General features: G+C 69.3%; 19 protein-coding genes. 4 read left to right on the top strand and 15 right to left on the bottom strand.

The features are described 5' to 3' along the window. Position 1 precedes the first annotated feature (1 nt). From rpsC to ACWF9Z_RS11785, 9 genes are all read right to left on the bottom strand, one after another. A complete protein-coding gene (rpsC, locus tag ACWF9Z_RS11825; protein WP_266626437.1) occupies positions 2–844 on the bottom strand; it encodes a 30S ribosomal protein S3 in 843 nt (280 codons plus the stop codon). Then, positions 844–1191, bottom strand: coding sequence for a 50S ribosomal protein L22 (gene rplV, locus ACWF9Z_RS11820; RefSeq protein WP_214946990.1), 348 nt, complete (start codon positions 1189–1191; stop codon positions 844–846). The genes rpsC and rplV overlap by 1 nt, the downstream gene beginning before the upstream one ends. Before the next feature lie 43 nt (positions 1192–1234). Next, the gene (gene rpsS / locus ACWF9Z_RS11815; RefSeq protein WP_112447747.1) at positions 1235–1516 is read right to left on the bottom strand and encodes a 30S ribosomal protein S19; all 282 of its coding nucleotides are present in this window, start codon (positions 1514–1516) and stop codon (positions 1235–1237) included. 12 nt (positions 1517–1528) lie between these two features. Continuing rightward, positions 1529–2365: a 50S ribosomal protein L2 gene (gene rplB / locus ACWF9Z_RS11810; RefSeq protein WP_112447748.1), complete on the bottom strand. Its 837-nt coding sequence runs from the start codon at positions 2363–2365 to the stop codon at positions 1529–1531. A gap of 39 nt (positions 2366–2404) precedes the next feature. Then, positions 2405–2728: a 50S ribosomal protein L23 gene (gene rplW / locus ACWF9Z_RS11805; RefSeq protein WP_356649541.1), complete on the bottom strand. Its 324-nt coding sequence runs from the start codon at positions 2726–2728 to the stop codon at positions 2405–2407. Beyond that, complete coding sequence (gene rplD, locus ACWF9Z_RS11800) at positions 2728–3378, bottom strand: 50S ribosomal protein L4 (RefSeq protein WP_453600540.1); 651 nt, start codon at positions 3376–3378, stop codon at positions 2728–2730. Before rplD ends, rplW begins: the two co-directional genes overlap by 1 nt. A 4-nt stretch (positions 3379–3382) precedes the next feature. Beyond that, positions 3383–4027 (bottom strand): 50S ribosomal protein L3, encoded by a 645-nt coding sequence (rplC, locus tag ACWF9Z_RS11795; RefSeq protein WP_215015311.1) that lies wholly within the window; start codon positions 4025–4027, stop codon positions 3383–3385. 14 nt (positions 4028–4041) lie between these two features. Next, positions 4042–4350, bottom strand: a complete 309-nt coding sequence (rpsJ, locus tag ACWF9Z_RS11790) for a 30S ribosomal protein S10 (RefSeq protein WP_003948644.1) — start codon at positions 4348–4350, stop codon at positions 4042–4044. A 498-nt stretch (positions 4351–4848) separates the two neighbouring features. Beyond that, positions 4849–6648, bottom strand: coding sequence for a hypothetical protein (locus ACWF9Z_RS11785; protein ID WP_453600537.1), 1800 nt, complete (start codon positions 6646–6648; stop codon positions 4849–4851). A gap of 235 nt (positions 6649–6883) precedes the next feature. Between ACWF9Z_RS11785 and ACWF9Z_RS11780 the strand changes: the two genes are divergently transcribed. Together ACWF9Z_RS11780 and ACWF9Z_RS11775 are read left to right on the top strand one after the other, a co-directional pair. Continuing rightward, a complete protein-coding gene (locus ACWF9Z_RS11780; RefSeq protein ID WP_453600534.1) occupies positions 6884–8542 on the top strand; it encodes a hypothetical protein in 1659 nt (552 codons plus the stop codon). A gap of 194 nt (positions 8543–8736) precedes the next feature. Further along, positions 8737–10374, top strand: coding sequence for a hypothetical protein (locus ACWF9Z_RS11775; RefSeq protein ID WP_453600532.1), 1638 nt, complete (start codon positions 8737–8739; stop codon positions 10372–10374). Between the two features lie 84 nt (positions 10375–10458). On the opposite strand, the gene ACWF9Z_RS11770 is transcribed toward ACWF9Z_RS11775, so the two are convergent. From ACWF9Z_RS11770 to rfbB, 5 genes are all read right to left on the bottom strand, one after another. After that, on the bottom strand, positions 10459–11361 hold the full coding sequence (locus ACWF9Z_RS11770) for a glycosyltransferase family 2 protein (protein ID WP_453600529.1): 903 nt from the start codon (positions 11359–11361) through the stop codon (positions 10459–10461). A 17-nt stretch (positions 11362–11378) separates the two neighbouring features. Continuing rightward, positions 11379–11834 carry a DUF2304 family protein gene (locus tag ACWF9Z_RS11765; RefSeq protein ID WP_453600526.1) on the bottom strand — a complete coding sequence of 152 codons (456 nt, stop codon included), beginning with the start codon at positions 11832–11834 and terminating at the stop codon, positions 11379–11381. Further along, a complete protein-coding gene (locus ACWF9Z_RS11760; protein WP_453600524.1) occupies positions 11831–12520 on the bottom strand; it encodes a glycosyltransferase family 2 protein in 690 nt (229 codons plus the stop codon). The genes ACWF9Z_RS11765 and ACWF9Z_RS11760 overlap by 4 nt, the downstream gene beginning before the upstream one ends. Positions 12521–12839: 319 nt before the next feature. Further along, complete coding sequence (gene rfbD, locus ACWF9Z_RS11755) at positions 12840–13709, bottom strand: dTDP-4-dehydrorhamnose reductase (protein ID WP_453600740.1); 870 nt, start codon at positions 13707–13709, stop codon at positions 12840–12842. A gap of 47 nt (positions 13710–13756) precedes the next feature. Beyond that, a complete protein-coding gene (gene rfbB, locus ACWF9Z_RS11750; protein ID WP_453600521.1) occupies positions 13757–14734 on the bottom strand; it encodes a dTDP-glucose 4,6-dehydratase in 978 nt (325 codons plus the stop codon). Positions 14735–14837: 103 nt separating this feature from the next. On the opposite strand from rfbB, the gene rfbA reads away from it, so the two are divergent. Both rfbA and rfbC read left to right on the top strand, forming a co-directional pair. After that, the gene (gene rfbA / locus ACWF9Z_RS11745; protein ID WP_453600518.1) at positions 14838–15713 is read left to right on the top strand and encodes a glucose-1-phosphate thymidylyltransferase RfbA; all 876 of its coding nucleotides are present in this window, start codon (positions 14838–14840) and stop codon (positions 15711–15713) included. Continuing rightward, the gene (gene rfbC / locus ACWF9Z_RS11740) at positions 15710–16309 is read left to right on the top strand and encodes a dTDP-4-dehydrorhamnose 3,5-epimerase (protein WP_453600516.1); all 600 of its coding nucleotides are present in this window, start codon (positions 15710–15712) and stop codon (positions 16307–16309) included. Before rfbA ends, rfbC begins: the two co-directional genes overlap by 4 nt. A 285-nt stretch (positions 16310–16594) precedes the next feature. Here the strand turns inward: rfbC and tuf are convergent, their stop codons facing one another. Continuing rightward, entirely contained in the window at positions 16595–17788 is a 1194-nt protein-coding gene (gene tuf, locus ACWF9Z_RS11735; RefSeq protein WP_407837694.1) for an elongation factor Tu, read from the bottom strand. Between the last annotated feature and the right edge of the window lie 56 nt (positions 17789–17844).

Raw genomic sequence — 17844 nt, 5'->3', positions numbered from 1 at the left:
GTCAGGCCTCCGTTCCGGTGCTCTCGGCCGGAGCGGCGGCGGGAGCGTCGGCCTTGGGGGCCTCGGCACCAGCAGCCTGCTGCGGCTTGCGGCCACCACGGCCGCCGCGCTCGCCACCACGGCCACCACGGCCGGCGGGACGGTCGCCAGCGCCTGCGGCACCACGGGCCGGGCGGTTACCCGCACGGGCCGCAGCGTTCTCGGCGCGAACCTCGGCGATGTTCTTGACGTCGCCCTTGTAGATCCAGACCTTCACACCGATACGGCCGAAGGTGGTCTTGGCCTCGAAGAAGCCGTAGTCCACGTTCGCGCGCAGGGTGTGCAGCGGCACACGGCCTTCGCGGTAGAACTCGGAGCGGGACATCTCGGCGCCGCCGAGGCGACCGCCACACTGGATCTTGATGCCCTTGGCGCCGGCCTTCATCGTGCCCTGCATGCTCTTACGCATGGCGCGACGGAAGGAGACGCGGGAGGAGAGCTGCTCGGCAACGGCCTGGGCAACCAGCTGAGCGTCAAGCTCGGGGTTCTTGACCTCGAGGATGTTCAGCTGGACCTGCTTGCCCGTGAGCTTCTCGAGGTCACCGCGGATGCGGTCGGCCTCGGCGCCACGGCGACCGATGACGATGCCCGGACGAGCGGTGTGGATGTCCACACGCACGCGGTCACGGGTGCGCTCGATCTCAACCTTCGAGATGCCGGCGCGCTCCATGCCGGACGTCATCATCCTGCGGATGGCGACGTCTTCCTTGACGTAGTCCTTGTACAGCTTGTCGGCGTACCAACGCGACTTGAAGTCGGTGGTGATGCCGAGCCGGAACCCGTGCGGGTTTACCTTCTGGCCCATTACCGGGAACCTTCCTTGCTGCTGACGACCACGGTGATGTGGCTGGTCCGCTTGCGGATCCGGTAGGCACGGCCCTGTGCACGCGGACGGAACCGCTTCAGGGTCGGGCCCTCGTCCACGTACGCCTCGCTGATGACCAGCGTGGTGGCGTCCGGGTGGTTGTAGTTGTGTGCGGCATTGGCAATGGCGCTGTCGAGCACCTTGCCAACCGGCACGCTCGCGGCCTGCGGGGCGAAACGCAGGACCGCCTGAGCCTCCGTGGCATCCATGCCACGGATAAGGTCCACCACTCGGCGGGCCTTCATGGGCGTGACGCGGATGTACCGCGCCTGGGCCCTGGCTTCCATGGTTGTCCCTTCGGTGTAAGTCATAGTCGTAACCACCCCGCCTTTAGCGGCGCTTCGACTTCCGGTCGTCCTTGACGTGGCCGCGGAAGGTGCGAGTCGGCGAGAACTCGCCGAGCTTGTGGCCGACCATCGACTCGGTGACGAACACCGGGACGTGGATCTTGCCGTTGTGCACCGCGATGGTGTGACCCAGCATGGCCGGGATGATCATCGAGCGACGGGACCAGGTCTTAATGACGGTCTTGGTACCGGCTTCGTTCTGTACGTCCACCTTCTTGATGAGGTGTCCGTCGACGAAGGGTCCCTTCTTGAGACTGCGCGGCATCTAAACCCGCTCCTAGCGCTTCTTGTTCGTCTTGCGGCGGCGGACGATGTACTTGCTCGAAGCCTTCTTCGGCGAGCGAGTACGACCCTCCTTCTGACCCCACGGGGAGACCGGGTGGCGACCACCGCTGGTCTTACCCTCACCACCACCGTGCGGGTGGTCGACCGGGTTCATCGCGACACCGCGGACGGAGGGGCGAACGCCCTTCCAGCGCATACGGCCGGCCTTGCCCCAGTTGATGTTCGACTGCTCGGCGTTGCCGACCTCACCGACGGTGGCGCGGCAGCGGGCGTCGACGAGACGGATCTCGCCGGACGGCATACGAAGGTGGGCCATGGTGCCCTCCTTCGCCAGCAGCTGCACGGAGGCACCAGCGGAGCGGGCGAACTTCGCGCCACCACCGGGACGGAGCTCGATCGCGTGGATCGTGGTACCGACCGGGATGTTGCGGAGCGCCAGGTTGTTACCGGGCTTGATGTCGGCCGTGGGGCCGTTCTCAATCCGGTCACCCTGCTTCAGGTTCTTCGGCGCGATGATGTAGCGCTTCTCACCGTCGGCGTAGTGCAGGAGCGCGATGCGCGCAGTGCGGTTCGGGTCGTACTCGATGTGCGCGACCTTGGCCGGCACGCCGTCCTTGTCGTGACGACGGAAGTCGATCACGCGGTAGGCGCGCTTGTGTCCACCACCCTGGTGGCGAACAGTGATCCGGCCGGTGTTGTTACGGCCACCCTTGCTGTGCAGAGGGCGAACCAGCGACTTCTCCGGCGTGGACCGCGTGATCTCGACAAAGTCGGCGACGCTGGAGCCACGACGGCCCGGGGTCGTCGGCTTGTACTTGCGGATACCCATTTCTCAGTCCTCGTCCGATTCCGGACGACTAGACCTCCGTTAGGAGGCCTGGCCGCCGAAGATGTCGATTCGGTCGCCTTCAGCGAGGGTCACGATGGCGCGCTTGGTGTCAGCGCGCTTGCCGAAACCGGTCTTGGTGCGCTTGCGCTTACCCTGACGGTTGATCGTGTTGACCCCGGTGACCTTGACCGAGAAGACCGCTTCCACGGCCTGCTTGATCTGGGTCTTGTTCGAGCCGGGCGCGACGATGAACGTGTACTTGTTCTCGTCGAGCAGCGCGTAGCTCTTCTCCGAGACAACCGGCTTGATCAGCAGGTCGCGCGGGTCGGTGAAGGTCTTGCTGGTAACGGTCGCCTCAGACATCAGGCGTCGCTCCCTTCGGTCTCATCGGCCTTGGGGCCAGACACGAAGGACTCGAAAGCGGCCTGAGTGAAGACCACGTCGTCAGAGACGATCACGTCGTACGTGTTCAGCTGGCCCGGCTCCAGGATGTGCACCTGGGGCAGGTTGCGGGCGGACAGCCACGAGGCCTCGTCGGCGCGGTCGACGACCAGGAGCAGGTTCTTGCGCTCCGAGATCTTGCCGAACAGCGTCTTGGCGGCCTTCGTGGAGGCGGCACCCTCGACCACACCGGTGACGATGTGGATGCGGGAGTGACGCGCGCGGTCCGACAGGGCACCGCGGAGAGCGGCGGCCTTCATCTTCTTCGGGGTCCGCTGCGAGTAGTCACGCGGCTGCGGGCCGTGGACGACGCCACCGCCGACGAACTGCGGAGCGCGGGTCGAACCCTGGCGCGCGCGGCCGGTGCCCTTCTGGCGGTACGGCTTGCGGCCACCACCACGGACTTCGCCACGACGCTTGGTCTTGTGCGTGCCCTGACGGGCAGCAGCCAGCTGAGCGACAACGACCTGGTGGATCAGCGGAATGCTGGTCTTCGCGTCGAAGATCTCCGAGGGGAGCTCGACGGTACCGGCCTTGTCGCCTGCCGGCGAAAGGATGTCAATGGTGCTCATTACCTCAAGCCCCCTTGGCCGCGGTACGGACCAGGACGAGGCCGCCGTTCGGACCGGGGACCGCGCCCTTGATGAGGAGCAGACCCTTCTCCGCGTCAACCGCGTGGATGGTCAGGTTCTGGGTGGTGACGCGCTCGTTACCCATACGACCGGCCATGCGCATGCCCTTGAAGACACGCCCAGGGGTGGCGCAGCCACCGATCGAACCGGGGGAGCGGTGCTTGCGCTGCACGCCGTGGCCGGCGCCGAGGCCCTTGAAGTTGTGACGCTTCATGACACCGGCGAAGCCCTTGCCCTTGCTGTTGCCCGTGACGTCAACCTTGACGCCGGACTCGAACACAGCGGCGGTGATCTCCTGGCCGAGCGTGTACTCGCTGGCGTCAGAGGTCCGGAGCTCCACCAGGTGGCGGCGCGGGGTTACATCGGCCTTGGCGAAGTGACCCTTGAGGGGCTTGTTCACCTTGCGCGGGTCGATCTCGCCGAAGGCGATCTGGACCGACTCGTAGCCATCGATATCGTTCTTGCGGACCTGGGTAACGACGCAGGGCCCGGCCTTGACGACGGTCACCGGGACGACACGGTTGTTCTCGTCCCAGACCTGGGTCATGCCGAGCTTCTCGCCCAGGACGCCCTTGATCTGCTTTGCCATCTTCTCCGTGCCTCTCAGAGCTTGATCTCGATGTCAACGCCGGCCGGAAGGTCCAGGCGCATCAGCGAGTCAACGGTCTTGGGCGTCGGGTCGAGGATGTCGATCAGGCGCTTGTGCGTGCGCATCTCGAAGTGCTCGCGCGAGTCCTTGTACTTGTGCGGCGACTTGATGACGCAGTACACGTTCTTCTCAGTGGGCAGCGGCACCGGGCCCGCGACCGACGCACCAGTGCGCGTCACCGTCTCGACGATCTTCTTCGCCGACGAATCGATGACCTCGTGGTCGTAGGCCTTGAGCCGGATGCGGATCTTCTGTCCCGCCATGGCTACTCCGTAGTCCTGTCTGTTGTGGAAACGCTCTGGCTCTCGGTCGGCTGCGGATCGCTCCGCCGCTTTCCTCCGACCCACGCGGTCGGGCGTGTCGCACTCCCTCTACAGAAAATTCCCATACGGAAATTCCCTCGTCCAAGGGGGTGCGGTCCCAAGACCGCAGATCGGGGGCAAACACCCACCGAGTGCCTGGAAGGCACCGTGCTGACACTTCCCAGAAGATTCCCGTACGTCCGCCCCATTGCTGCCCCGAAAGGCAGATAAGGCGACGAGTACTGTGGGACTCGCTTCCGGTCCTCCCGGCGGGAGGCGCGCAGCATCGGCACTCAGCCGAGCAACTTGAGTAGTCTGCCATACGAGACACGTACCTGGCCAATCGGGCGGAAGACAATACCCCGCCACGCTGAGTGGTCAAACCGCGCCACGCAGCGGGGGTCCCCGGGACCATGTCCCGGGGACCCCCGTCGTTCTCCCCGCGACCGGGGGATGCGCTCAGATGCCGGGCGGGGCCTTGCGGCCGCAGACCACGGGCCACTTGGCGGGATGGATGCCGCCGCACCAGATCTTGCCGTCGTCGCCGTTCTGCTTCCAGAACCTGATGTTGATGTCGGCGCAGTTCTTGACCGGCGCGTAGCGCGGGCAGGTGCCGTCGGCCTTCTTCACGCTGTGCGCCCGGTAGGCGTCGATGCCCATCTGGTCGCTCTCGGGCGAGGGCATGTACCGGTTGATGGACCAGGACGCGCCCATCGTGCCGAACAGCGCCAGCGCGCAGATCATGCCGGCCGAGACCTGCTGGACCACGCGCCGCGGCAGGACCCGCGCCGAGGGTCCCTCGCCGCTCGGCCGCAGGGAGCGCTCGGCCCAGCGGGAACCCCGCTGGACCGTCGCCATCAGACCGAGCACGGCCAGGATCATCAGGCAGTACATGATGATCCAGGTGGTCCGCGGGAAGAGCATGACCGCCTTGTCGTGCGCCATGTGCGAGGCGAACCACATGCGGGCGAGCCACGCTCCGGCCAGCGTGGCCGCAGCGGTCCGGACCATCATGCTGCGCAGGCCGAGGCCCATGGCGAGGGCCACACCGAAGAGCAGCAGCAGGGAGACGCCGGTCTGCCCCGCCATCTCGCCCGCCACCGGCCAGTTCTGGTAGGTCAGCCCGCCGGACCGGTCGGAGGACCAGCCCAGCACGTAGGCCGGGTCCACGTAGACGGAGAGGTAGGCGTAGCGGTCCGGGGACTGGGAGCCGAGCCGGGCCATCTGGTAGAGCAGCGGGGCGCCGACCACGCCGGCCGTCACCAGGAGGGATCCGATGTACAGCGCCGCCCGCTTGCGGGCCGCCCCGCCCTTGCGCCAGGGGAAGACGAACAGGGCGAGCAGGCCCGCGCCGGGCGCGGCCCACACGTACCAGCCGGAGTACCAGAGGAAGAGCAGGCCGAAGATCAGGCCGAAGCCCGCGCCGCGCAGCAGCAGCGACCTCACGGAGCGCTCGCCGGCCCGGCTCATCTCGCGCAGGCAGTAGCCGAGCAGCGGGAGCAGGACGAGCATGACGACGTGGCTGTAGGGGCGGATCGGGTCGACGAAGAGGACCGACGCCGGAACCGCGATCAGCAGCGCCCAGAAGGGGCGCAGCAGCAGCCGCCAGGACAGGTAGGCCATCGGGCCGACCAGGGCGGTGAAGAAGATCTGCATGTCGTGCAGGGCGAAGCCGCCCCCGCCGAGGCCGCCATAGCGGACCTTCGCCCAGAGCGCCATCAGGGCCGGGAAGCCGGGCGGGTAGATGCCCGACATGCCCTCGCCGTGCAGGAAGGAGTTGGCCATCTCCACGAGGACGCTCGGGTCGCCCTCCTGGCCGCCGAGCGGCGAGGGGGTGCCCCGCAGGGCGACGACGATGCCGCCGGCCACGATGCCGGTGGCCAGGCCGGCCAGGGCGGCGCAGACCAGGCGCTTCACCTGCTGGTGATGGCGCAGCGTGCTCCGGTACGCGGTGTAGAGGAGCAGCGCGAGCACCGGCAGGCCGATGACGGCCGCGTACTGCTGCATCTTGGCGAGGCCGCTGACCTGGCCGATGCGGTTGAGGGGGTTCACGCTGATGTGCTTGCACAGCAGCGTGTAGCCGAGTGCCATCACCACGCTGACCACGACCTCGGCGACGGGGAGCACCCACCGCCTCGACGTCCACGGGCGCCGGCTCGGTGACGTGGACGAGACCGTCTCGCCGTCCGCGGTTCCGGTGCCGGTCCGGCGGGGCGCCGTGCCGGATGTTCCGGCCGCCCCGGGGGCCAGTTCTGTCATCTCAGTCCACTTTCCTCCGCGGGGTGTCACCGCGGGTACGGCCCGGCGCTGCGTCCGGCCAGGGTTTCCGGGTCGGGAGGGCCGGGGCGCACAGGCCCGGAACAGCCAAGGCGCGTCTTCGAACGACCTTCACATCCCCCACCGCGCTCCACCGTACAAGGGGTCGCGCCCTTACCGGTCCGGCGGTCCCGGCCCAGATCGCACCGTGGAGGTACGGGCCGGTAGGGTCCCCGACATGATAGACATCGCCGCTTCGCCCGCACCAGGCACCGATCTCCGGGCCTCGCACCGCGCGGGCGCCGGGCCCGCGCGCAAGGCAGCCGTCACCGCGGCCGAGGCGGCCACGTCTGTCATCGCCGCGGTGCTGCTCACCGGACTGGCCTGGCGCCTGCGGGTGGATCCGGTGGAGCGCATCGGTCAGGTGAGCGGTCTGGCGGCGATCCAGCTGCGCCTGCTGTTCCTGCTGGCCGCGACCGTGCTGCTGTACGCCTTCTTCGCCCGGATGTGGCCGGGAGCCGCCGTCCGGCTGGCCTCGGCGGCCGTGGCGGGCCTCGCCACCGGGGTGATCGCGGCGGGCAACGTGGTGGCCCTGCGCGGCACCGACTGGCCGATGTACGCGAACTGGGCCGACGCCGGGAACCTCCAGCAGTGGGCCTTCAACATCATCGACGGGGTGGCGCTCCCCAAGGAGTACCCGCCCGGCTTCCCGCACCTGCTCGCGAGCACCGCGCAGCTCTTCTTCGACGGCGACGTCCCGAAGGCCATGAAGTGGCTGATGATCGGCTTCGCCGCGATCGCCGGGCCCGCCGCGTACCTGGCCTGGCGGATGCTGCTGCCGCCGCTGTGGGCGCTGGGCGTCGGGGTGACCTCGACCCTGCCGCTGATGGACCTGTACAAGCCGTACTCCGCGCTCGTCCTGATCGTCGTGATCCCGGTCTTCGCCAAGCTGGCCGACGTGGTGCAGCGCTCCGCCGAGCTGGGACGCAAGCGCGCGACGGCCGCGGGCGCCGGGCTCGGGGTGCTGCTCGCCGCGATGTTCCTGCTGTACTCGGGCTGGTTCCTCTGGTCCGCGGTCGGCATGGTCGTGCTGTTCGCCCTCCTGCTGGTACGGCTCGCCCGCTCGGGCGGAAAGCGCGCCCTGGCGGACGGGCTGCTGGCGCTGGGCGCCGCCACCGCGGCCTTCCTCCTGCTGGCCGGCAGCTACCTGGTGAACCTGCTCGCCACGGGCGGTTCCACCAAGGACGGGTACTTCTACTTCGACACCTACAGCGACCCCGCCTACTTCGCCATGTGGGGCGGCGCGTTCCCGGGCCGTCAGCGCATGGCGGGCTGGGCGCCGCTGGGTGAGCTCGGCGGCGTCCAGCTGTTCAGCATCGTGCTGGTGATCGGGCTGGGCGTGGCCCTCACCCTCGGTCTGCGGCGCCCGGCCGTGCTGACCCTGGCCGCCTGCACGGGGAGCGCCTTCCTGCTGCGCTACTGGTACGCCTCGCACATGGAGCGGGACAGTGCCGTGCAGCTGTACCCGCGCACCAGCGTGCAGATCACGTACTGCCTGATCGCGCTGACGGGTCTGGCGGTGTACCTCACCGTGCAGCGGGTCCGGGACTGGTCCCGCGCCCACGAGGGCGCCGCGGGCGCCGGGAGGCGGCGCGGGGCCGCGGGCACGCCCCGGGCCATGGTCATCGGCGCGCTGTGCGCGCTGGGGCTGCTCTTCGGGATGGCCGGGTCGGCCACCGCCAACGCCTACATGCCGGCGAGCCCGGGCGAGAGCTCCAACGGGCAGCTGACCTGGACCGCGCACAACGTGCGGCAGTCGAACGGGGAGTGCCCGATGTTCGCCGAGCACGGCAGGTGCGCTCCGTACAACCCCCCGCAGCGCGTCGGGAAGCACTGAGCCGGGGCGCCGGGCGGACCCGCGCGCGGGGGTGTGCGGGAACGGAACGGAAACGTCCGCGGCGCCCGCCCGTGAATTCGTTCACAATCCCCGGGGCCGCTGCCGTACGGAGGCTGTAATTCCGCTGCTCCGGGGGCTCTGGAGGCCTTATCGCCGTCACACCACGGGGGCGGGGGCCGGTAAGGTCACAGGCCATGATAGACATCGCCCTCAAACCAACACCGGGCGCGGAGCGCCGGGCTGATCGGCCGAAGCCGTACCGCCGGATGTCCCGCTCGCTGGTACTCATCGGCGCCGAGGTGGGCACCTCGCTCTTCTTCGCAGGGCTGCTCACGTTCCTGGGCTGGCGCCTGCGGGTCAACCCGATGGAACGGATCGGTCAGGTCAGCGGCCTGGCGGCGATCCAGCTCCGGCTGTTGGTGCTGCTGGGGGCGACCGTACTCCTCTATCTCCTCCTCGCCAGGATGGTGCCCGCCGTCGCCGTGCGGGTCGGCGCGGCCGCCGTGGCCGGTCTGGCCACCGGTGTGACGGCAGCCGGCCACGTGGTGGCGCTGCGCGGCGCCGACTGGCCGCTGAACGGCCTCGGCGGTGACATCGGCTACCTCCAGCAGTGGGGGCTCAACATCATCGACGGGGTGCCGCTGCCGTCGATGTACCCGCCCGGGTTCCCGTACCTGCTCGCCGGAGCGTACGAGGTGTTCGGCGGTGACATGGGCAAGGCCACGAAGTGGATGATGATCGGCTTCGTCGCCATCTCCGGGCCCGTCGCCTACCTGGTGTGGCGCATGCTGCTGCCCCCGCTGTGGGCGCTCGGCGTCGGAGTCACCGCCATGCTGCCGCTGGTGGACCTGTACAAGCCGTACTCGGCGCTCGTGCTCGTCGTCGTGATCCCGGTCCTCGCCAAGCTGCTCGACGTGGTGCAGCGCTCCAGTCTGCTGGGACGCAAGAGGTCGATGCTGATGGGCGGCGGGCTCGGGGCCGTCCTCGCCCTGATATTCCTGCTGTACTCGGGCTGGTTCGTCTGGTCCGCGGTCGGTGTGGCCGTGCTGTTCACGATCGTCCTGGCGCTGAAGTACCGCGAGGGCGGCAAGCGGACGCTGGTGGACGCCGTGCTCCCGCTGGGCGCGTCCCTGGTCGTGTTCCTCGCGCTGGCCGGCAAGTACATGGTGAGCCTGCTGCGTTCGCGGGGCACCAAGGACACCTTCTTCTACTTCGACACCTCCACCGACCCGGCGTACTTCGCGATGTGGGGCAACAACGCCCCCGGCGCGCAGCGCACGATCGGCCTGCCGCCGCTCGGCGAGCTCGGCGGTGTCCAGCTGTTCAGCGTCGTCCTGGTGATCGGCCTGGCCACGGCCCTCGGCCTGGCCATGCGCAAGCCGGCGGTGATCACCCTCGCCGCGTGCACGGCCAGCGCGTTCCTGCTGCGCTACTGGTACGCCTCGCACATGGAGCAGGACGGGGTCGTGCAGCTGTACCCGCGCACCAGCCACCAGATCACGTACTGCCTGATCGCCCTCACGGGACTGGCGGCGTACTACGCGTCCCAGCGCGTCCGGGACTGGATGCGGGCGAACGAGACGCGCCTGCCGAACCGGCTCACCCAGCGGTCCCCCGCGGGTGTCATCGGCGCGCTGTGCGCGATGGCGCTGCTCTTCGGGATGGCGGGCTCCGCCACCGCGAACCAGTACATGCCCGGGTCCCCCGATGACAACGCCCTCTCCCAGCTCGCCTGGAACTCGCACAACCTGCGGCAGGGGAACGGCCGGTGCCCGATGTTCGCGATCAACCACGAGTGCGGCAGCTACTCCCTGGAGCGTGCCAAGAAGTAGTGCGCGGGCGATGCGCAACGGCCTGCGGCCGGTCCTGGGACCGGCCGCAGGCCGTTTCTCGTGCCGTGTCACGCGGCGTCGGTGCTACCGGGGGACGCCCGAGGTGAAGGCGTGCCGGGCCAGGTTGCGGACGCCCTCGCGCCGGCCGTGACGCAGGGCGCCCGGCAGCATCGAGAGGGCGTGGAAGCGGGAGCCGCTGTGGATGCGGGCGGCGCGGGCCGCCCTGGACCAGCCGCGGGCGTCCATCCGGCCGGCGACCGCGTCGAAGTAGCGCGCGGCCTCGGTGAAGCGGGTGCCGGTGAAGGCCTGGACCGAGGACTCGCTGACGGCGTGCCGGCGGTACTGGAAGACGGGGGCCGCGTGGTCGATCACCATCTCCTCGCCGAGTTCGAGGAGGTCGACCACGAGCGCGAGGTCCTGGATCACCGAGTACTCGGCCTGGAAGCTCACCCGGCGCAGGGCCTCGCCCCGCCAGGCGATGGACGGGAAGTACAGCCAGTTCCCGCGCAGGACGCTGACGGCGAGCTCCTCCCCCGCCATCGTGCGCCGGCCCTTGACCCGCGGGGCGTAGACCATGCGCTTGACCTTGTCCACCAGTCCGGCGGTGACCCGGCCTTCGGAGTCGATGATCTCGACCCCGGGCTGGATCATGCCGATGCCCGGCTGGGCCCGCGCGAGGTCCCGTACGGTCCTCACGTAGTGCCGGTCGAGGACGTCGTCGCAGCCCATGATGACGACGTAGTCGGCCTCCGAGAGGCGCACGCACTTCCTGAAGTTCTCGGTGATGCCGAGGTTCCGCTCGTTGCGGGTGTAGGTGACCCGCTCGTCGCCGAGCGCCGCGAACCAGCCGGGGACCTCCGGCTCCTGGCCGTCGTCGACGACGACGAGCCGGAAGTCCGGATCCGTCTGGGCCAGGACGCTGCGCACGGCGCCCTGCATCAACCGGACGTCCCCGTAGTAGGGGATCAGGAAGTCTAAGGTCACCATCGCGGTCCCCCGGTTCCTCAGGCCTTGACGGAGTCCGACGGAGCCTCGGCCGTCACGGTCGCCGCGAGCTCGGCGGACGGTGCGGACCCGGTCGGAACGATCGGGGAGACCGCGTCCTGGCCGAGGCGCTCCCCGTTGTGGCGCACGCCCTCGCTGAGGGCCACCGTCCGGGCCAGGTCGGTGATCTTCTTCTCCAGCGAGCGGAAGCGCAGGAAGGTGTTGAGGGTGAGGAAGCCCATGGCCAGGACCATCACGTACAGCACCAGGTCGGTGCCCCGGCCGACGCCGAGCGCGTGGGCGAGCCAGGTGACGTCCGTCGGGCGCAGCACGGCGTAGACGTTGACGACGACGAAGACGGAGAAGGCGATGCGCTTCCAGGCCCGCGTCTTCGCCTGGTCCCAGTTGCGTATGAACATCAGGGCCAACGAGACGGAGCCCAGGATGAGCACCAGCTGGATCCAGAAGTACTTCATCGGCGGCCACGCTCCCGCAGGGTGATGTCGAAGAGGATGTTGACGCCGTTGATCAGGGACTGACCCTTGGCGCGCGAGTAGTCGGTGTAGAGGATGTTCACGGGGACCTCGACGACGCGCAGTCCGGAGCCGGCCAGGTAGCCGACGATCTCGGAGGCGTGGGCCATGCCGTTGTGCGTGATCTGCACCTGCTCCGCCGCCTTGCGGCCCAGTACGCGCAGGCCGTTGTGCGAGTCGGTGAGGTTGAGCTTGCGGGCGGTCGGGCTGACGGCCGCGGCCGTGCGCAGCACGACCCGCTTGATCCACGGCACTTGGCCGTTCTGCTCGATGAAGCGCGAGCCGAGCACGACGTCGGCCTCGCCGCCGCGCAGTACCGCGACCATCTTCTCGACGTCGTCGGTCTGGTGCTGGCCGTCCGCGTCGAAGGTGGCGAAGTAGCGGGCACCCGGCTGGGAGAGCGCGTACTTGAGACCGGTCTGGAGGGCGGCACCCTGGCCGAGGTTGACCGGGTGCTGCACCAGGTGGGCCCCGGTGGTCGCGATGTGCTGGGCCGAGTCGTCCGAGCTGCCGTCGTCGACGACGACTATGTTCGGAAAGGTCTTGCGCGCTCCCTCGACGACGTCGGCGATCACCTGCCCCTCGTTATAGGCCGGGATGACCAGCCAGACATCGTCGTATTGGGACACGCTAACTCCAGCAATATGTGGCACGGACAAGTGCGCGGGGATCGGTGGGACTTCGGGGGCGGACACGGTCATTTCCCGCCCGCGCCGGCGCCCAGCGGGCTCGCGACGCCTGTCTTTCCGGGGCCTTGGACGGCTTCCGGAGCCGTAGAGGGGACACCGGGCCTCAGTGCGATCAGCATAGCGAGCACTGCGGCGGCGGAGCCGGGAGGATGGGTCAGGATCACAGGGTGAGCCGCCTCACCCGGGGCGAGGGCGACGGTGAGCAGGGCGAGGGCTCCGGCGGCTCCGACGGTCCGGCACGGCCGGCCCGCTGGGGAGCTCATCCGACGCCCCCGTCGCGGTCCGCGCCGTTGCGCACCGCGAAGGCCGGGAGGGCCAGGGCTTCGGCCAGCTGTTCGCGCCAGTCCGCGAGCGGGGCCAGGCCGACCTCGGTCCAGCGGCCGTGGGCGAGGACGCTGAAGGCGGGACGGACTGCGGGGCGGACGAACGTGGCGGAGTCCGTCGGCCGGATCCGCTCGGGGTCCAGGCCGCTGAGCCGGTAGGTCTCGCGGGCGAGTCCGAACCAGGTGGTCCGGCCGCTCGCGGTGCCGTGGTACACCCCGCCGGGGGCTCGGCCGTCGAGAGCCGCTCGGCCGAGCTCGGCTAATCGCCGGGCGAGCGCGTACGACCAGGTGGGCTGGCCGTGCTGGTCGTCGACCACGTCGACGGTGTCCCGCTGGGTGGCGAGCTTGAGCATGGTGGAGACGAAGTTCGGACCGTGCTCTCCGTACATCCAGGCGGTGCGGACGATGTAGCCGTCCCGCGGCAGCAGTTCGGCGATGGCCCGCTCGCCGACCAGCTTGGAGCGGCCGTAGGCGTTGACCGGGCCGGTCGGGGCGGACTCGGGGTACGGCTGCGAGGCGTCGCCCGGCAGCACGTAGTCGCTGGAGACGTGCAGCAGCCGGGCCCCGGCCACGGCGCAGGCCGCGGCGAGGTTCCGTACACCCGTGCCGTTGACGGCGGTGGCGGCCTCCTCGGCCGTCTCCGCGCCGTCGACGTCGGTCCAGCCGGCGCAGTTCACGACCACGGCCGCACCGTCCACGGCCGCCTGGACGGCGGCCGGGTCGGTGATGTCGAGGTCGCCGCGGCTCAGCCCCGCGGACTCGATCCCGGCGCCTTCGAGCACGGCCAGGACGTCCTGGCCGAGCATGCCGGCGGCGCCGGTGACGAGCCAGCGCGCGCCGGCTGGATTCACGGTCACTTCTGCAGCGCTGCCTTCGCCTTCAGAGGCTCCCACCAGGCGCGGTTCTCGCGGTACCAGTCGATGGTCGACGCGATGCCGTCCTCGAAGGTGACCTGCGGGGCGTAGCCGAGCTCCGAGCCGATCTTGCTGATGTCGATGGAGTAGCGCAGGTCGTGGCCCTTGCGGTCCTCGACGCGCTCGACCATGTCCCAGCCGAGGCCGGCGGCCTCGAGCAGGACGCCGGTGAGCTCCTTGTTGGTGAGCTCGACGCCGCCGCCGATGTTGTAGACCTCGCCGCCGCGGCCCTTGCGCATCGCCAGGTCGATGCCGCGGCAGTGGTCGGAGACGTGCAGCCAGTCGCGGACGTTGCCGCCGTGGCCGTACAGCGGGACCTTCTTGCCGTCCATCAGGTTCGAGACGAACAGCGGGATGACCTTCTCCGGGAACTGGTAGTGCCCGTAGTTGTTGGAGCAGCGCGTGACGACGACGTCCATGCCGTGCGTCCGGGCGTAGGCCAGCGCGAGCAGGTCGGAGGAGGCCTTCGAGGCGGAGTACGGGGAGTTGGGCACCAGCGGCCACTCCTCGGTCCAGGAACCCTCGGAGATCGAGCCGTACACCTCGTCGGTGGAGATGTGGACGAAGCGGCCGACACCGTGCTTGCGGGCGGCGTCCAGGAGGACCTGGGTGCCCACGACGTTGGTCATCACGAAGGGTCCGGCGCCGGCGATCGAGCGGTCCACGTGGGACTCCGCGGCGAAGTGCACGACGACGTCGTGGCCGGGCATCACCTGGTCGACGGCCTCGGCGTCGCAGATGTCACCCTTGACGAAGGCGTAGCCGGGGTGGTCCGCGACGGGAGCGAGGTTGGCTTCGACGCCTGAGTACGTCAGCTTGTCGAAGACGGTGATCTGGGCCGAGGGGTCCGAACCGAGCTGCTGGCGGACGAATTCTGAACCGATGAAGCCGGCGCCGCCGGTCACGAGGATGCGCATAATACAAACAGTCTAGCCGCTCGCCTACTCCGCCACGGGGCCCCGTCCATTCCGTTATGTACCCAGACCCCGCGCCCCCGTTGCTCTCGCATAGGGTTGGGCCATGCGTGGAATTCTCTTGGCCGGCGGCACCGGATCCCGACTCTGGCCTCTGACGCGGGCAGTCTCGAAGCAGCTGCTGCCCGTCTTCGACAAGCCGATGATCTACTACCCGCTCTCGACGCTGGTCATGGCCGGGATCAGCGAGATCCTCGTCATCACCACCCCGGACGACCGCGACCAGTTCGAGCGCCTGCTCGGCGACGGCTCGCAGTTCGGCATCCGTCTGGAGTACGCCGTCCAGGAGCGCCCCGAGGGCATCGCCCAGGCCTTCGTGCTCGGCGCCGACTTCATCGGTGACGACTCGGTCGCCCTGATCCTCGGCGACAACATCTTCCACGGCAGTGGCCTCGGCACGCGTCTGGCCGAGCACACCGACTCCAAGGGCGGCCGGGTCTTCGCGTACCCGGTGGCGGACCCGACGGCGTACGGCGTGGTCGAGTTCGACGCGAACGGCCAGGCCATCTCCATCGAGGAGAAGCCGGTCAAGCCCAAGTCGCGCTACGCCGTGCCGGGCCTCTACTTCTACGACAACCGCGTCGTGGAGATAGCCCGCGGCCTGAAGCCCAGCGCCCGCGGCGAGCTGGAGATCACGGCCGTCAACGACGCGTACCTCCAGGCCGGTGAGCTGAATGTCACCATCCTCGACCGCGGCACCGCCTGGCTCGACACCGGCACCTTCGTGTCGATGGTGCAGGCCTCGGAGTTCGTGCGCGTGATCGAGGAGCGTCAGGGCTTCAAGATCGGCTGCATCGAGGAGGCCGCCTGGCGGGCGGGCCTGATCGACTCCGCGCAGCTGCGCGCGCTGGCCGAGCCCCTCCTCAAGAGCGGCTACGGGGACTACCTGATCGGTCTGCTCGAAGAGGAGGCCTCCCGGTGAAGTTCCGCGAACTCTCCCTCGGGGGCGTCTTCGAGATCACCCCTCAGCAGCACGGCGACCCGCGCGGCATGTTCATGGAGTGGTACCGCTTCGACCGTCTCGCCGAGGTCGTCGGCCACCCGCTGAACCTGGCGCAGGCGAACCTCTCCGTCTCCCAGCGCGGTGTGGTGCGCGGCATCCACTTCGCCGACGTCCCGCGCGGCCAGGCCAAGTACGTCACCTGCGTGCGCGGCGCCGTGCTCGACGTCATCGTGGACCTGCGGGTCGGCTCCCCGACCTTCGGCCGCTGGGAGGGCGTCCGGCTGGACGACGTGGACCGCCGTGCGGTCTACATCCCCGAAGGCATGGGCCACGGCTTCTGCGCGCTGAGCGACGACGCCACGCTGTCCTACCTCTGCTCGGAGACGTACAACCCGACGGGCGAGCACTCGGTGCACCCGCTGGACCCGGACCTGGGCATCGACTGGCCGGCGGAGGTCCCGCTGCTGTCCGCCCGCGACGAGGCCGCGCCGTCGCTGGCCGACGCCCTCGCGACGGGCCTGCTGCCCGACCACGCGGCGTGCCTCGAGTTCACCGAGTCCCTGCGCGTGAACTGACCGCCGCCGCGCACGGCACGGCGTAGCGAAGAGGGCCGCACCCCCCCCCGGGGGGCCGGCGTCGCGGGGGCCCCGGGGGTGGACCGCGCGGCGGGGGCCCCGGGGGCCCGCGCCCCGGGGGGGGTGGGGCCCGGGGGGCGCGCCGAGGCGCGCCCCCGCCCGGGGGGGGTCCGCCCGGGGGCGCCCCGCCCCGGGGCCCGCTCCCCCGGCGGGCGGGGGCGGGGGAAGGGGCCCTCCTGTCAAACGTGGTGCCCGCTCGCGCGAGCTACCAGGTCAGAACACGAATTACTTCGTGATCTTGGTGACCTGGCCGGCGCCCACGGTACGACCACCCTCACGGATGGCGAACTTGAGGCCTTCCTCCATGGCGACCGGCTGGATCAGCGCGACCGTCATCTCGGTGTTGTCGCCCGGCATGACCATCTCCGTGCCGGCCGGCAGGGTGACGACACCCGTGACGTCCGTGGTACGGAAGTAGAACTGCGGACGGTAGTTGTTGAAGAAGGGGGTGTGACGGCCACCCTCGTCCTTCGACAGGATGTAGGCCTGGGCCTCGAACTCGGTGTGCGGGGTGACCGAACCGGGCTTGATGATGACCTGGCCGCGCTCGACGTCCTCGCGCTTGATGCCACGGAGGAGCAGACCGACGTTCTCGCCCGCCTGGCCCTCGTCGAGGAGCTTGCGGAACATCTCGATACCGGTGACCGTGGTGGTGGTCTTGGTCTCCTTGATACCGATGATGTCGACGGTCTCGTTGACCTTCAGGACACCACGCTCGATACGGCCGGTGACGACGGTACCGCGACCGGTGATCGTGAAGACGTCCTCGACGGGCATGAGGAACGGCAGCTCGGTGTCACGCGGCGGGGTCGGGATGGCCTCGTCGACGGCGGTCATGAGGCCGAGAAGCTTCTCGCCCCACTCCTTGTCGCCCTCGAGCGCCTTCAGCGCGGAGACGCGGACGACCGGAAGGTCGTCGCCCGGGAACTCGTAGTCGGAGAGGAGCTCGCGCACCTCGAGCTCGACGAGCTCCAGGATCTCCTCGTCGTCCACCATGTCGGCCTTGTTCAGGGCGACGACGATGTAGGGGACGCCGACCTGGCGGGCCAGGAGCACGTGCTCCTTGGTCTGCGGCATCGGGCCGTCGGTGGCGGCGACCACGAGGATCGCGCCGTCCATCTGCGCGGCACCGGTGATCATGTTCTTGATGTAGTCCGCGTGACCCGGGCAGTCGACGTGGGCGTAGTGACGCGCCTCGGTCTGGTACTCGACGTGCGCGATGGAGATGGTGATACCGCGCTGGCGCTCTTCGGGAGCCTTGTCGATCTGGTCGAAGGCCGAGGCCTCGTTCAGGTCCGGGTACGCGTCGTGCAGCACCTTGGTAATGGCGGCCGTGAGGGTCGTCTTACCGTGGTCAATGTGACCGATGGTGCCGATGTTGACGTGCGGCTTAGTCCGCTCGAACTTCGCCTTCGCCACGGGGTCCTCCTGGAGAGTGGTTCTGTACGCCTTGCTCATCGGCGCCAGGTGATCTT

This window comes from Streptomyces sp. NPDC054961, from assembly GCF_053609145.1.
This window is presented reverse-complemented; position numbering and strand designations above follow the sequence as displayed.